The 14,774-nt window shown below is 63.6% G+C and carries 13 protein-coding genes; 6 read left to right on the forward strand and 7 right to left on the reverse strand.

Going from position 1 to position 14,774, the window contains the following annotated elements; translation table 11 throughout:
- Positions 1-3 precede the first annotated feature (3 nt).
- Both KBX19_RS08815 and KBX19_RS08820 read left to right on the forward strand, forming a co-directional pair.
- The gene (locus KBX19_RS08815; protein WP_255998471.1) at positions 4-786 is read left to right on the forward strand and encodes an exodeoxyribonuclease III; all 783 of its coding nucleotides are present in this window, start codon (positions 4-6) and stop codon (positions 784-786) included.
- The gene (locus tag KBX19_RS08820; protein ID WP_005288400.1) at positions 783-2,462 is read left to right on the forward strand and encodes a phospholipase D-like domain-containing protein; all 1,680 of its coding nucleotides are present in this window, start codon (positions 783-785) and stop codon (positions 2,460-2,462) included. Before KBX19_RS08815 ends, KBX19_RS08820 begins: the two co-directional genes overlap by 4 nt.
- Before the next feature lie 4 nt (positions 2,463-2,466).
- On the opposite strand, the gene KBX19_RS08825 is transcribed toward KBX19_RS08820, so the two are convergent.
- From KBX19_RS08825 to KBX19_RS08840, 4 genes are all read right to left on the reverse strand, one after another.
- Entirely contained in the window at positions 2,467-3,339 is an 873-nt protein-coding gene (locus KBX19_RS08825) for an endonuclease domain-containing protein (protein ID WP_255998472.1), read from the reverse strand.
- A gap of 454 nt (positions 3,340-3,793) precedes the next feature.
- On the reverse strand, positions 3,794-4,552 hold the full coding sequence (locus KBX19_RS08830; RefSeq protein WP_255998473.1) for an ABC transporter permease: 759 nt from the start codon (positions 4,550-4,552) through the stop codon (positions 3,794-3,796).
- Positions 4,545-5,654, reverse strand: a complete 1,110-nt coding sequence (locus tag KBX19_RS08835) for an ABC transporter ATP-binding protein (protein WP_255998474.1) — start codon at positions 5,652-5,654, stop codon at positions 4,545-4,547. The genes KBX19_RS08830 and KBX19_RS08835 overlap by 8 nt, the downstream gene beginning before the upstream one ends.
- On the reverse strand, positions 5,647-6,111 hold the full coding sequence (locus tag KBX19_RS08840; protein ID WP_255998475.1) for an NUDIX domain-containing protein: 465 nt from the start codon (positions 6,109-6,111) through the stop codon (positions 5,647-5,649). The genes KBX19_RS08835 and KBX19_RS08840 overlap by 8 nt, the downstream gene beginning before the upstream one ends.
- 72 nt (positions 6,112-6,183) lie before the next feature.
- Here KBX19_RS08840 and KBX19_RS08845 point away from each other — a divergent pair, with 72 nt between their 5' ends.
- Genes KBX19_RS08845 through KBX19_RS08855 form a run of 3 tightly spaced genes read left to right on the forward strand, consistent with a single transcriptional unit; the run spans position 6,184 to position 11,337 of the window.
- A complete protein-coding gene (locus KBX19_RS08845) occupies positions 6,184-7,695 on the forward strand; it encodes a hypothetical protein (protein WP_255998476.1) in 1,512 nt (503 codons plus the stop codon).
- Positions 7,695-8,714 carry a glutamate ABC transporter substrate-binding protein gene (locus KBX19_RS08850; RefSeq protein ID WP_255998478.1) on the forward strand — a complete coding sequence of 340 codons (1,020 nt, stop codon included), beginning with the start codon at positions 7,695-7,697 and terminating at the stop codon, positions 8,712-8,714. The genes KBX19_RS08845 and KBX19_RS08850 overlap by 1 nt, the downstream gene beginning before the upstream one ends.
- Positions 8,707-11,337, forward strand: a complete 2,631-nt coding sequence (locus KBX19_RS08855) for a serine/threonine protein kinase (RefSeq protein WP_255998480.1) — start codon at positions 8,707-8,709, stop codon at positions 11,335-11,337. The genes KBX19_RS08850 and KBX19_RS08855 overlap by 8 nt, the downstream gene beginning before the upstream one ends.
- 6 nt (positions 11,338-11,343) lie before the next feature.
- On the opposite strand, the gene KBX19_RS08860 is transcribed toward KBX19_RS08855, so the two are convergent.
- Positions 11,344-12,021, reverse strand: coding sequence for a roadblock/LC7 domain-containing protein (locus KBX19_RS08860; protein WP_255998482.1), 678 nt, complete (start codon positions 12,019-12,021; stop codon positions 11,344-11,346).
- A complete protein-coding gene (locus tag KBX19_RS08865) occupies positions 12,018-12,626 on the reverse strand; it encodes a hypothetical protein (protein ID WP_156774804.1) in 609 nt (202 codons plus the stop codon). The genes KBX19_RS08860 and KBX19_RS08865 overlap by 4 nt, the downstream gene beginning before the upstream one ends.
- 298 nt (positions 12,627-12,924) lie before the next feature.
- Between KBX19_RS08865 and KBX19_RS08870 the strand changes: the two genes are divergently transcribed.
- Positions 12,925-13,302, forward strand: coding sequence for a hypothetical protein (locus KBX19_RS08870; RefSeq protein ID WP_005288372.1), 378 nt, complete (start codon positions 12,925-12,927; stop codon positions 13,300-13,302).
- A 270-nt stretch (positions 13,303-13,572) separates the two neighbouring features.
- Here KBX19_RS08870 and KBX19_RS08875 read toward each other — a convergent pair whose 3' ends face one another.
- Positions 13,573-14,772, reverse strand: a complete 1,200-nt coding sequence (locus KBX19_RS08875; RefSeq protein WP_255998484.1) for an acetate kinase — start codon at positions 14,770-14,772, stop codon at positions 13,573-13,575.
- Positions 14,773-14,774 lie beyond the last annotated feature (2 nt).

Below are 14,774 nucleotides of genomic sequence, written 5' to 3' on the forward strand. Positions count from 1 at the left end.
CGCATGCGAGTAGCTACATGGAACATCAACTCGGTACGTACCCGGGTCGACCGGGCCGTCGCCTTTCTGGAGCGCAATGATGTCGACGTCCTGGCCATGCAGGAAACGAAATGCTCCGACGACAAGTTCCCCTACTCGGCGTTTGAGGCCGCGGGGTACGATGTCGCGCACGTCGGCTACCACCAGTGGAACGGTGTGGCGATCATCTCCCGCGTCGGACTCGAGAACGTGCGCGACGGGTTCGACGGCCAGCCCGGCTTCAACAAGGACCCCGACGCGCCGCAGGACCGCGAGGCCCGCGCCATCGCCGCCACCTGCGGCGGTGTTGATGTGTGGAGCCTCTACGTCCCCAACGGCCGCGAGATCGGTGACCGCCACTACGACTACAAACTCGAGTTCCTCTGGCGCCTCGCCGAGCAGATCGACCCCTCCACACCCCAGGTCTTCTGCGGCGACTACAACATCGCCCCGACCGACAAAGACGTCTGGGACCGCGCCTTCTTTGAGGGCAAAACCCACGTCACCGAGCCGGAGCGCGCCGCCTTCGAAGCCCTGCTCGAGGCCGGCCTGAACCAGGCCACCCACCCCGAGCCCTACTCCTACTGGGATTACAAGGGCATGCGCTTCCAAAAGGGCGAGGGGATGCTCATTGATTTCCAGTTGTCGGGGTTGGAGGGGGCTGGATTCGTCGATACGCATGAGCGTGAGGGCAAGGGCGCGAGCGACCACGCACCCGTCGTCGTGGATTACGACCTGGCGCGGCTGCAGTTGGATGAGGTCCGATGAGCCTCGCCACGTGGCAACTCGTACTGATGGTGATTGACTACACCATTAAATTCGCCGTCATCGGCGTCATCCCGGAAAACCGCAAACCGTCCAGCGCGAACGCGTGGCTGCTGGTCATCCTGCTCATTCCGTTCCTTGGGTTGCCGATTTATTTCTTCCTCGGCTCGACATTTCTGTCGCGGCGGCGTCACCGCATTCAGCGGGAGGCCAACGCGATGCTTAACGACGTCCACACCTCCTTCCCCGACTACCCCTCCGCCGCATCAGTATCCGGCGAGGTGGCGACGATGGCCCACCTCAACCGGACCTTGACGGGCTTCCCAGCGCTGGACGGCCACGTCAAGCACCTCTGGTCCGACTATTCGGCGACAATGCGACGGTTGGCCTCGACGATCGACGGGGCGACCTCGCACGTGCACGTCGAGATTTATGCCATGGCCTGGGACAAGACGACCGGGCAAGTGTGGGAGGCGATGGAGCGGGCAGTCGCGCGCGGCGTGAAAGTCCGGGTTCTGTTCGACCACATCGGCTCCTGGAAGTACCCCGACTTCCGCACATTCAAACGGCGGATGACGGAGGCTGGGATCGAGTGGCACATGATGCTGCCGCTGCAGCCGCTGCGCGGCAAATTCCGCCGGCCGGACCTGCGCAACCACCGCAAACTCATGGTCATTGATGATGAGGTCGCGTTCATGGGGTCGTTCAACCTCATCGACCGGACGTACCTCATGCCCGGCCACGTCAAGCACGGCCGCCAATGGGTCGATGCGTTTGTGGAGCTCACCGGGCCGATCGTCGCCTCGCTCGAGTCCATGTTCGCCGTCGATTGGTACACCGAAGCCGGCGAGATCCTCGAGATCTCCGCCCCGCACGACCCGGACCCCGCCACCCTCGAAGACCAGAACGTCCTCCAGCTCATCCCCTCCGGCCCCGGTTACACCACCGAGCCGAACCTGCGGATGTTCAACACCTTGATCCACCACGCCCGCCACCGGCTCATTCTCTGCTCCCCCTACTTCGTGCCCGACGATTCCATGCTCGAAGCCATCACGACCGCCTGCTACCGCGGCGTGCGCGTCGACCTCCTCGTCGGCGAGAAAGCCGACCAGTTCATGGTCAACCACGCTCAATCCGCCTACTACCAGCAGCTTCTGGAAGCCGGCGTGCACATCTGGCAGTTCCCCGCCCCCTACGTGCTGCACACCAAGTTCGCCATCGCGGACCCCGTCGCGCTGACCTATCCGGACGCAGGCGAGCCAAAGCCAGGCACTGCCCGGGCGGGGGATGTTGCCAAAACCCCTACAGAATCGGCTGACCTGCCGCGCGGCGCATCGGTCGAAGCTCACGCCGCTACGAGTGGGGCCGACCATGCGGGGCATGAGGGGGGTGCTGGGTCGGAGGCGTCGACAAGCGGAAATGTGCAACGGGCGCCCGATGCCGCCCACCTGAATGAGATCGCGATCATGGGCTCGTCCAACATGGACATGCGCTCGTTCTCGCTGAACTACGAAAACAGCCTGTTCATCCTGCAAGGGCCGCTGATCACCGACCTGTGCGAGCTCGCGTCGGCGTACCTGTCCGTGTCGCGGCAGCTCACGCTCGACGAGTGGAAGAAGCGGCCGTGGTCGCGCAGGTACATCGACAACGTGATGAAGCTGACCTCCGCGCTGCAATAAGTGATTAAGCCAACTGCGCAAGAGCACGACGCACCTCCGCGATGAAACCGGCGGGATCCTCCTCAATCTCCGATGGCTTATAGCGCAAAAACCGATAGCCGAGCCGCTCGATCCGCTTCTGGCGAGTGCGTTCACGCTCCGTCGCTGTGACCGGATCATCTTTGTACTTCACGTTGCCATCCACCTCGACAATGAGCCACTCACCGATGAGGAGATCTACGCTATAGGGGCCGAGGACCTGCGCCTGCGGAGTCAACGGGCCGATGTCCGCCTGGATGAGAAGGGCGCGGGCGAAGCTTTCACCAGCAGATTGAGAGTTGTCGATCGCATGCTCAAGACTGTCCCGCGCGATGCAGATGCCGCGGCAGGGGCTAGCATCGACAAGCTTGTCCATTAACTCGACGCTCTCGAAACCGTTTGCAAGCAGGTAGTCCGCTGCGACCAAGCCAGCTTCAAAACCCTGGGTGCACGCGATATCGAGCCAGGTAGAAACTGGGTCCAGAAGGTCGACGCCCAGAAGCGTGACAATGCCATCCGGGCTGGTCTTGACTTTCCGGAACACACTGCCACGCGGCCACTGCTTTCGGGGAGGGAGTGCCCCACTGCGCGTCGCCAACTCCACCCGCGCTCGGCTGTTCTGCAGCAACCATATGCCGTGGAGGGCGGCAGCGGACTCGCCAATCAAGTACGACGAGCGGGCCGACTGTCCCACAGCCAAAGCGAAAAGAATACGGCGCTGATGCTCCTTGAGGTTCACCAGTTTCTGGGTTTGAACCGCCCGGCGGCTTGCAAGGCGGTAGAGATCGCCCGAATCGAAACGAGCTTGCAGTGCGGGCGGGGTCTTGTGACCGATGGGTATGAGGAGCTGGTTGAGCATGGGCAAGTCTGCGTGCATACCGCTAAGGTGCACCGAATCCAGCCAGCCGTCCATCGCGTGCTACCCGCTCTGTGGATAACCACCGTTTTCGATGACGCGTCACTACTGACCTGTGGATAGATTAAGCGTGGAGTGCCCAGTTGTGCGCACTGCGGTGAGCGAAGGGGTTGACAGTGGCTGGTTCTATGGGGTGCGGGCGGCTTGGCGGCGGTTAGAGCCCGAGGGTCTCCGACGGAATACATTTTTAGTATCGCCTTCTAGTGAATTTCTACCGCGTTTCCGCAGGTCGGATTTCTTCGAACTTGGTGAAGGGCGATACTAAAAATGTAGAAGCGGGGCTACCGGCCCGATTGAACCGGAAAACAGACGCGAGCCGGGCCCCAGGTACTCAAAGAAGAAAGACCGGCCCCGTGTGGGACCGGCCTTACAAGCGCTCAGCGCTTCAGCGAGAGTGCTAAGCGTCGCGCTTCTCCAGCAGGATCAGCCCGATCACGTAGAGGACAACCGCCCATACTGCGAAGAGCACGAACGACTGCCACAACGGAAGGGCACCTGCCGTGTCGAGCGGGTCCGGGCCCGGGTTGTTCATGTTCGCCGTGAAGAACTGCAAGTTCATGAATGGGGCGTAGGTCTGGATGTTGCGGCCGACCCTCGGGATCATGGCCAGCGCCGGCTCCAGCACGAGCTGCCAACCAAGGTAGATGGCCAGCGCGCCGGCGGTGGCGCGGACGATCCAGCCAATGCCCTGGACGAGCATGACCGCCATGAACGTGGTCAGCGGGATGACCCACAGCGACCGGCGGACGAAGGGGTTGTCCCACCACTCAATCGGGTTGGCGGCGATGAGGTCACCGACAATGAAGCACAGCATGATCGTTACCACGGAGAAGATCGCTGCGAAAATGCCGTACACGAGCAGCTTCGCCAGGCCGACCTGCCACCGCTGCGGCGTCAGAGTGTAGTTCGTCGAGTTCACCTTGAACCGGTACTCGGTGGTGACCACCATGATGGCCTGGATCAACAGCGTCATCAGGCCGAAGGAATTGAATCCCATGATGGCAGATGCGCCGCCATATGTCGGGCTGTCGGGGTTGTCCAGACTGGCCATGAGCACAGCCCAAGCAATCGAGAACAACAGCGCCAAACCAGAGGTCCACCAGAAAGAAGCGGTGGTGCGGAGCTTTGTCCACTCCGAAAGCATGGTCTTAAGCACGGTGGGTGCCTCCTCTACGGGTACGGTCCTGCGGCTCACGCGGCGCAGGCTGCGAGGGCCGTGCAGGTGCAGCACCAGCACCAGGCGCAGCACCACGATCCGGCGCACCAGCGCCAACACCCGGCGCACCAGCGCCAACACCCGGCGAACCAGCACCAGCACCCGCACCCTGCGGCACAACCGCCCCCGGCGCCGCCTGGTACTCGACAGAACCTTCAGTGCGGCGGATGTAGGCGTCCTCGAGGGAGGCGCGGCGCTCGGTGAGCTCGGTGACCATCACGCCGACGGAGAAGGCCAGCTGGCCCATCTCCTCCGACGACCGGCCGGGGATCTCCAGCACGGGGCGGCCGTCGGGGTCGGCGGCCTGGTGGAACTCGACACCCTCGCTGCTTAGGGCGGCGGAGAACTCGGCCAGGTGCGGGGAGCGGATGACGGTGGTGACGGCGGAGTTCTCCTTGATGAAGTCGTTCACGGAACCGGAGGCGACCAGCCGCCCCTTACCGATCACCACGAGCCGGTCAGCGGTCTGCGCCATCTCGGCCAGCAGGTGCGAGGACACGAGCACGGTGCGCCCTTCGGCGGCGAAGCGGCGCAGCAGTTCGCGCACCCAGCGGATGCCTTCGGGGTCGAGGCCGTTGACTGGCTCGTCAAGAATGAGGTACTCGGGGTCGCCGAGCATCGCCGCCGCGATGCCGAGGCGCTGCCCCATACCCAGCGAGAACCCGCCGGCTTTCTTCCCGGCGACGCTGGTCAGACCGACAAGGTCAAGCACTTCGTCGACACGCGAGGCCGGAATCCCGGACGCCTGCGCCTGCCACAGCAGCGAGTTGCGCGCCGAGCGGTTCGGGTGAATCGCCTTCGCATCCAGCAAGGCGCCGACCTTGCGCAGGGGGTCGCGGAGGGAGCGGTAGGGGGAGCCGTCGATAAGCGCGGTGCCTGACGTCGGCTCATCCAGGCCGAGGATCATCCGCATTGTGGTGGATTTACCTGCGCCGTTCGGCCCGAGGAAGCCGGTGACCACCCCCGGTTCGACTGCGAATATGAGGTCGTCGACCGCACGGACCTGACCGTACTCTTTAGTCAGGTGAGAGACTTCAATCATGCGCTTTAGCGTGCCATAGAAGCACGCTTAACGACGACTCGAACCCCGCATGAAGCGGAAACTGACGGATTTCATTCAGCGGAACCCAACGCAACTCCATAGATTCCGCGTTGGGCTCGAGGGGAATCGGTCCGCCGGTGGTCGTGTGGGCCAGCACCGTCGTGTAGGTCCAGCCGGGGTCTTCGCCGGCGGTGACGATGGCATGCTCGACCTCGATGAGCGCGGTGTCCACGCCGCACTCCTCCACCGTTTCGCGCAGCGCTGCCTCTTCGACGGTCTCGTGGGAGTCGCGGGCGCCGCCGGGCAGGGCCCACGTACCGCCATCGGCAACCCAGTGCGCACGGTGTTGCAGCAGCACCGCGTCCCCGGCGCGGAGGAACAGGCCCGCCGCGCCGTGCTTGCCCCACACCGGCTTGCCGCCGGGGCCGTCAACCCATCCGTTTCCGTCGCCTTCCATGTGGGCCAGTGTAACCAGATGCCACCAGTGTGGTTGCCGCCGTGGGGGCGTGCGGGGCGCTATTCTGGGGCAATGGCGGTACGGGAGCGTTCAGAGGAGGCAGCGGAGTTCGCTGCCGACGCTGACGTCGCGCTGCAAGAAAAACCCGAAAAACGCCGCCTTCCCCGCTTCACTCCCCGCAAGAGCCGCAAAGACCCGGTGCTGCCGGAGCAGAACGAGGACGCCTGGCTGGACTCGCTCGAGGAGGCCCCGCCACGCACCGGTTTCAGCGGCTTCCGGGACAAGATCTACGACTCGTTCGGCGGCACCGGCCGCTGGGTCGTGGAAGCGTGGGGGTTCCTACTCACCACGCTGGGCCGCCTGATCGCGATGATGGTGGCGCTGACTCTCCTGCTGCTAGGCACCGGTTACCTGATGAGCCAGTCGAGCGCGAACCGCGAATCCGCACTCGACGGGATGCTCACCGCCACGGAGCCGATGAGCAATTCGGCGCACATCCTCTACACCAGCCTGAGCCAGGCGGACACGCTGGCCACCACGTCGTTCGTACAGCCCGGCTTGCAGGACGCGGAATCGCACCGCGAATACATGGCGGCGATCGATGAGGCAGTCATCGCGGCGGACGATGTGCTGCGCGGCAGCGTGGAAACGCGTGTCGACGACAGCACCGACGTCCAAAACCACGTCCGCGAAATCCAGCGCCTCCTCCCCCAATACACCGGCCTGATGGAGCGCGCCCAGGCGAACCAGCGCACCGGCAACCCGCTCGGCGTGGCGTACATGACGCAGGCAAGCACGATGATGCGCTTGGAAATGCTGGTCAGCGCCGAGGAAATTCTGCAGCTCACCCGCGCGCAGCTCGGCGGCGAGATGAAGCGCTTGTCCACGCTGCAGTTCGGCCCGCTGTCCGGCCTCCTCATCGCTGTGCTGGCCCTGCTGGCTGCGCAGTGGGCGCTGTGGCGGATGTTCCGCCGCCGCCTCAACCGCGGTTTCCTCGTCGCCACGGCATTCCTGCTGATTGCAGTCGTGTGGGTGGGCGTGTCCAACATCGCCGCGTGGCACGCCGGCACACGCGAGTTCGAAGCCGCAGCTGGCCCGTTCGAGCAACTCACCGGCGCACGCATCTCCGCCCAGGAGACGCGCACGAACGAGACATTGACGCTACTGACCCGCCGCTCATCGGAGGGTTCGCCCATGGCGGCGACCGTCGAAGAGGTCCGCGACGCGCTCGACGCGATCGAGAATGAGGACAACGCCGGCGAGGTCGACACAGCCCGCACCGCGCTGAGCGAGTGGCGCCGGGCCCACACCCGGATGATGAACGCGTTGCAGTCGGGTGATTATGAGCGGGCGGTGGACATTGCGGCGTCGACAAGCGATGAGGACAGTGCCGCGAGCGCTTTTTCGCTTCTCGACGACTCCCTGACCGACCTCATCTCCTCCTCCCGCGAAGATCTCCGTGCGGACATCAATGACGGCCTGTCTGCTTCGCGCGCCGTGGCGCCGGGTGTGATGCTGCTCGTGTTCGCGGCTGTGATCGCGATGTGGTTCGGAATCCGTCCACGGATGCAGGAGTACATGTGATGGGCGCGCGGAAGGTCTTCAGTGTCTCGGTGCTCGCCGCGCTGGGCGCGCTCACTGCGTGCACCCCTGCTCCCCCACCGCCTCCGCTGCCGGCGCCCGACACGGTTCATGATGACGTTCCGCTGCCGCCCGGCGCGGACATCGACATCCCTGGCCTTGAGCCGGAGTCGGCGACAACGACCTTCGAGTGGGAGGGCTCGCTGCGTCCGGATGACAAGAAACCGGAGGAGCGTGTGCCGGACATCGTCAAGCGCGGCCGCCTCATCGTGGGTGTGGACCAATCGCAGTACCTGCTCAGCTTCCGCGACAACGCCACCGGTGAGTTGCGCGGCTTCGAAGTCGACTTGGCACGCGAGATCGCCCGCGACATTTTCGGCGACCCCAGCAAAGTCGACTTCCGTTTCGTGGAATCCACCATGCGTACCGAAGCTCTGCAAAGCGGGCAGGTGGATGTGGTGATCCGCACGATGTCGATCACGCGCGAGCGGGCGGAGAAGGTGGATTTTTCGGTGCCGTACCTGGATTCGTCGGTACGCATGCTCGTGCCCGCGGCCTCCGGGATCGAGTCCGTGGAGGATGTCGGCGATGAGCGCGTGTGCGTTGCCGACGGTTCCAACGTGGTCGACATGGCGCGCAGCACCTTCCCCAAACAGGAGGTTCTGCGTACCCGCACGTGGACCGACTGCCTCATGGCGATGCAGCAGTTCCAGGCCGGGTTCATTCTTGGCGACGAAACCATCCTCGCCGGCGCCGCTGCCCAAGACCCGCTGACCACGGTCACCGGTGAGGCTGTGGCGGAGCAGCAGTACGCCATCGGCATCCCCAAGGGCTACGACGGGCTGACCCGCCAGGTCAATTCCACGTTAGAGCGCGTGCGTGACGACGGTACCTGGAACCGCATCTTCGACGACTGGCTCGGCCCCCACATCGCCAGCCGGTCCGCCCCCGCTCTGCGATACCGCCCGGAGGACCCCACCGAGCCGGACGCACCGGCTGACACGGAGGTTGAGAATGACTGACGCACCCGAGCCGACCGAGCGCGCTGAGCACCCCGAGCCGACCGAGCGCGCCGAGCACCCCGAGCCGCTTTCCCCCGCCAAAACCCACGCGGTGAAATTCGACCCGTCCGCTGACGGCTTGGGCACAGAAGACCGCGATCCGGATGATACCGAAAGCACCAGCGCCGTCGCCTTCGACCCCTTCGCCGACGACGATGCTGATGATGACGAGTGGGGAGAGGACTTCGACCCCTACTCCGGCACCGGCGAGTTCGAGGGCATTCTCAAGGACTTGGACAAGCTGCGCAGCGGCGACAGCGGGGCGACCGGCCCGACCACCGGCCCCGGCACGGATCCAGCCACCGCAGCAGCTACGGCTGCCGCCTCCGGTCCGAGTTTCACCGGCTCATCCAGCACCGGCCCGGCCGGTCTCACGAATGCGCAGCTGCAGGAGCTGCAGAAGAGCACGTCGGAAAGGTCGCGCAGGCAAGCGCTGGAGACGTTCATGGAGCGCCGCGCGACAAAGCGCAAGGGCCGCACAGTGGCCGACGGCATGGTGGAGCTGCCGTGGATCCCGCCGACGGACCCGAAGGATGCGATCAAGGATCCGACGAACGCCGTGGTGAACAAGGGCATCCCGGAACCGCAGCTGCACCCCGGCGATGTCGTGGCCGGCCAGTACGAGATCCAGGGTGTGATCGCCCACGGCGGCATGGGCTGGATTTACTTGGCGCAGGACCACCACGTCGCCGGCCGCGTGGTGGTGCTCAAGGGCATGCAGGCGGAAAAGAGCGTCGACGAGACGGCTGCTGCCGCGGCGGAGCGCGAATTCCTGGCAGACATCACGCACCCGGGGATTGTGAAGATTTTCAACTTTATCGACGATCCGCGTGTTTCCGGTGGGTTCATTGTGATGGAGTTTGTGGGTGGGCCGTCGTTACGCGAAAGACGCAATGAGCAGCGCAATCACCTCCTCCCCATCGACCTGGCAATCGCGTACATCCTGGAGGTGCTGCCCGCGCTGGGGTACCTGCACGCACGCGGGGTGGTGTACAACGACCTGAAGCCGGACAACATCATTGTGGCCGAGGACCAGGTGAAACTGATTGATCTGGGCGCGGTCAGCGGCATCGGCGCGTACGGCTACATCTACGGAACGAAGGGCTACCAGGCTCCGGAGGTCGCGAGCCAGGGCCCGAGCATCACCAGCGATATTTACACCATTGGCCGCACGCTCGCCGCACTCATTTTGGACCTGCCGAAGGAAAACGGCGTGCTCACGATGGAGCTGCCCACGCCCACGCAATCGCCGACGCTGCGCCGCCACATTTCGCTCTACCGACTGCTCGTGCGCTGCTGCGACCCCGACCCGGCGCAACGTTTCTCCAGCGTGGGTGAGCTTCAAGTCCAGCTCCTCGGGGTGTTGCGCGAGGTGCTCGCCGTGCGCGACGGTCTCTACTTCCCGCAGCAGCATTCGCTGTTCTCGCCGCAACGTACGACATTCGGCACCAAGCACCTGGTCTTCCGGACCGATCAGCTTATCGACGGCATCGACCGCACCGCCGAAATCACCCCGTCCGAAGTCGTATCCGCGCTGCCCACGCCCCTGATTGACCGCAGCGATGTCGGTGCGGGCATGCTCACCGGTTCCTCCTACGCCGAGCCGCAGGAAACCCTGGAGACGCTGCGCCAAGCAATGCAGACCCCGGAGTACGAGCACTCCGCCGAGATTCCCTTCGGTGTCGTCCGCGCGATGCTCGACTTGGGCCTGACCACGCAAGCGCGCCACTGGCTCTCCCAACTCAACGAGCGGCTCCGCGAAGACTGGCGTTTCCACTGGTACAGCGGCGTCACTGAACTCGTCCACGGCGACTTCGTGGCAGCGCAGCGCGATTTCGCGCAAGTCCTCGACATCGTGCCGGGCGAGGCCGCGCCCAAACTCGCGCTCGCAGCCGTCGATGAGCTGTTATTGCAGGAAGCTGGCCTGCAACAGCAGCAGCTTATCGACGCCACCTTGTCCCGCCACCTCGCCTCCATCCGATCCGACTTAGGCGAGTTGCCGGACTCCTACTTTGTCCGGCTGGAGAAGGATGGCGACATCACGCCGAACTGGTCGCACATCTCGCAAAAACCGGAGACGCTGCGACTCAATGCAATGCGCCTGTACGCCCTGGTGTGGGCGGCGAACCAGACCACTGTGTCGTCCGCGTTCGGGCTCGCGCGCCAGCTCATCTTCGAAGGCGAAGTGGAAATGGCCGTGGCTGCCCTGGATAAGGTGCCGATGTCCTCGCGCCACCACCGGATGGCCAAACTGACCACGATTTTATATCTGGTCAGCGGGGACCTGACCGAGTCGCGCATTCGCCGCGCGGCCCGGCGCTTGGAGGAGATCCCGACCAACGAACCGCGGCTGTTGCAGATCAAGATCGCTGTACTGCGCGCCGGCCTGACTTACCTGATTGAGCAGGACGTCCTCGAGGCGGCATCGCGCAACCAATTGTTCGAGTATGACTTCACCATCCACGGCCTCCGCCGCGGCCTTGCCATTACCCTGCGAGAGCAAGCCCGGCGCGCACCGTTTGCCCGCCACCGGTATGCACTGGTGGACACGGCGAACCAGGTGCGGCCGGCAACCTGGTTTTAGCCGGGGTTAAATCTCCCTCAGCCACTCACCGAGCCGCTTACCGAAGCTGCGCGCGTGGTGGGTCAGCATGCCCAGCTGGGTGTCGGTGGCGAAAATGCCCATGACCAGGTGGCCGATCGGCTCGTGCTCGATCCTCACCAGTGCCATGAGGTTGTCACCGGGGAGCTCAACGATGACGCTGGTGCTGTGCTCATCACCCAAGACCGGGTCAATGACCTTTGCGTGGGCGGCGGCCACACCGAACATCGACGAGTTGAGCGCCGTGATACGCGATGCGTCGATGCCGTCTTTCAAGCCGATGGAGCACACATGCAGGCCGTCACCGGTGCCGAGGACCACCGAGTGCACACCGGGCACCTCGTTGCGCAGATTCGACATGATCGGCAAGCACGCCTTTGCCAAGTCGCTGGTGGAAAAATCTGTGCCGCGCACGCGACGGTGGCGTCCAATCTGGGTGGACCACTCGTCGACGCCAGCCGTATCGTCGTCTGCGATTTCGGCATCTACTATGTCCGCGTCCGCTATTCGGGCATTAGCGTCCACGTTTCGGTAGAAATTCGCGTCGGGGTTCACAACGTTATTGTCGCCGGGAAAGCGGCGGTTATTCAAGTAAGGGTTCGGTTCGCTCATGGAATTCGCATCGGAGGTCAAGGGATAAGGTGCGTATTGCTGGGTGAACGTCATGCTGTGGCTCCCACTCGGTTCAAGGCTGCGTCCACAACAGCCGCTACGTCGCCCGCCTTGCGGGGATCAGCGGACATGATCGGCACATCGGGGAAACCGAATGCCGGGATGAGGTGGCGCAACTCGGTCACCGGATCAGGCTGGCCCGGCTCTTTGAAGTTCACCGCGACGACGACGCGGTTCGTCGCCTTCATGTCGTGGATAGCCATGATCCACTCACTAACCTGGTCTTCAAGCAGGTGCTCGTAGCCGAACAGCCAGAGAACCAACCCGGCCTCCGGGTTCATCGCCGGCCCGCGGGCGGCCTGGAAGCGTTCCTGCCCAGGGGTTCCGTAGAGGCCGATGGTGCGGCCGTCGGGACGGTGCCACATTCCGAAATCGATGCCCACGGTGGTCGTCGTTTTAGTGTGCACGTAGAAGTCATCCGATGCTGCTGCGTACACCTCCGTTTGAACGGGCGCAAGCGTCGACAGAGTAGAGATCGCGGTCGTCTTTCCTACTCCCACGGGCCCTAAGAAAACGACCTCACGGTCGACATAAGATCCGACCAGGGCTTCCTTCTCCCACGGCTGCTCTACTTTGGTAGCGCGGCGCGGTCGGTTCACGTCACCAGTTTGACGCCGGTGAACGCCTGCGTACTCTTCCACGGCATTTATCTCCTTGCTTTCTCAACCTAACATTTGTTGTCGCGTCATCATAGGGGTAGCCGCTTTACCCTATTTCTTCCAAATCGCTGTGCGACACTCCCTAGATTGCCGATAATAATGTAACCTACAGAGAAGTAAAGTGACTTTTCTGCTTGATGTGGAAAACCAGGAGTTACTTTCAGTATTGGGTTTCCTCCAAGTTGAGTGCTAACTTTCTCGATTGGATTTCCCGCAAGTACAAACAGATAGGAAGAACATGTCCCACCAAGAAACTCTGAACAACTACCTCAATGAGATCGCCAGCGACCTCGGCGGCTTCATCGGCGCATCGATCGTCGACCTGGACACCGGCATGTCCCTGGCCACCAACTCCCGTTACCCGAACTTCGACCTTGACGTCGCAGCGGCCTACAACTCTGAGATGGTCAAGTCCAAGTTCAAGGCAATGGACGCTTTGAGCATCTCCCGCACTAACTTGCAGGACATGCTGCTTACCCTGAACGACCAGTTCCACCTGATCAAGATGCTGGACAACAACCTCTTCGTGTACGTGGCTGCGTTCTCGGACCAGACCAACCTCGCGCTGATGCGCAACGTGGTCAAGTCCGGCTTGAACAAGCACGGCCTCTCCTGAAGAGCTCGCACTGATAGCGGAGGAGACTCGTCCGCAGGCCAGCCTTTGTGGTCCGTGATCGCGTCTCAGCCCCCATCCATGGACTTCGCGCAACTGCGCGCCATCCAGCCCATGCCTGTGGAGGGCGACCTCCTCTTCGCCGTCAGTGCAGCTGACGCGGGGACTGATCCGCACACCTGAAGAACACCACAAAACCCACGGCTGGGAACCGTTCGCATGAACTGCCCGCCGTGGGTTTTGTCTTGCCCGGGGGCGCGGTCCCCCAGTCGTTTAAGCCCCTTGCGCGATCTGCGCGGACTTCTGGGCGATGGCCAGCTCCTCGTTGGTCGGAACCACGAGGACCTTGGTAGCGGAGTCGTCGGTGGAGATGATACGGGCGTCGCCGCGCTCAGCATTCTTCGCCTCATCTAGCTTCACGCCGAAGCCCTCGAGATTTGCCAGCGCGTCGGCACGAGCCTGAGAGTCGTTCTCGCCGACACCGGCGGTGAAGGTGATGGCGTCAACACGGCCCAGGGCGATCATGTAGGCACCGATGTAGCGGCGCAGACGGTGAATGTAGACGTCGTAAGCCAGTTTCGCCTCGGCGGAGCCTTCCTCGATCATGGTGTGCAGCTCGCGGAAGTCGTTGACACCGGCGATGCCCTTCACGCCGGAGCCGCGGTTGAGCAGGTTATCGATCTCGTCAATGCTCATGCCGGCCTGGCGGTAGAGGTGGAAGATGACACCCGGGTCGATGTCGCCGGAGCGGGTACCCATGACCAGGCCTTCGAGCGGGGTGAGGCCCATGGTGGTGTCGATCGGCTGGCCGCCACGCACAGCGGAGACAGACGCACCGTTGCCCAGGTGCAGCACGATCTGGTTAGTCTCCTCGAGGGGCTTGCCAATCAAGTCCGGGACCTGGGACGCGATGAACTCGTGGGAGGTGCCGTGGAAGCCGTAGCGGCGGATCTTCTGCTCCTTGGCCACCTCCGCGTCAATGGCGTAGGTGGCGGCGTTGGCCGGCAGGTGGTTGAAGAAGCCGGTGTCGAACACACCGATGTGCGGAATGTTCGGCAGCAGTGCGCGTGCCACCTCGATGCCGTCAATGTTGGCGGGGTTGTGCAGCGGGGCCAGTGGAATGAGGTCGCGGATCTGCTCGACCACGGTGTCTTCGATAAGCACTGGCTCGCTGAAGGTCTGACCACCGTGCACGATGCGGTGGCCCACGGCGATGATCTCCACCTGGGTCGGGCCAGCGCCGTTGGCGTCCAGCATGGCGATGGCCAGCTGCAAGCCGCCGCGGTGGTCGCGGATCGGCATGGAGGACTCTACCGCACGACCCTCGATCTTGATCTTGATGTGGCCGCTGGGTTCACCGATCTGCTCAACCAAGCCGGAGACGAACGGGGTGTCTGCGGCGGAGGCGGTCGGGTCGACGATCTGGAATTTGATCGAGGAGGACCCGGAGTTGAGAACGAGTACGTATGCCATGA

Origin of the sequence: Corynebacterium sp. CCUG 71335, from assembly GCF_024454075.1 — a bacterium.
In the GTDB taxonomy this organism is placed as follows: domain Bacteria; phylum Actinomycetota; class Actinomycetes; order Mycobacteriales; family Mycobacteriaceae; genus Corynebacterium; species Corynebacterium genitalium.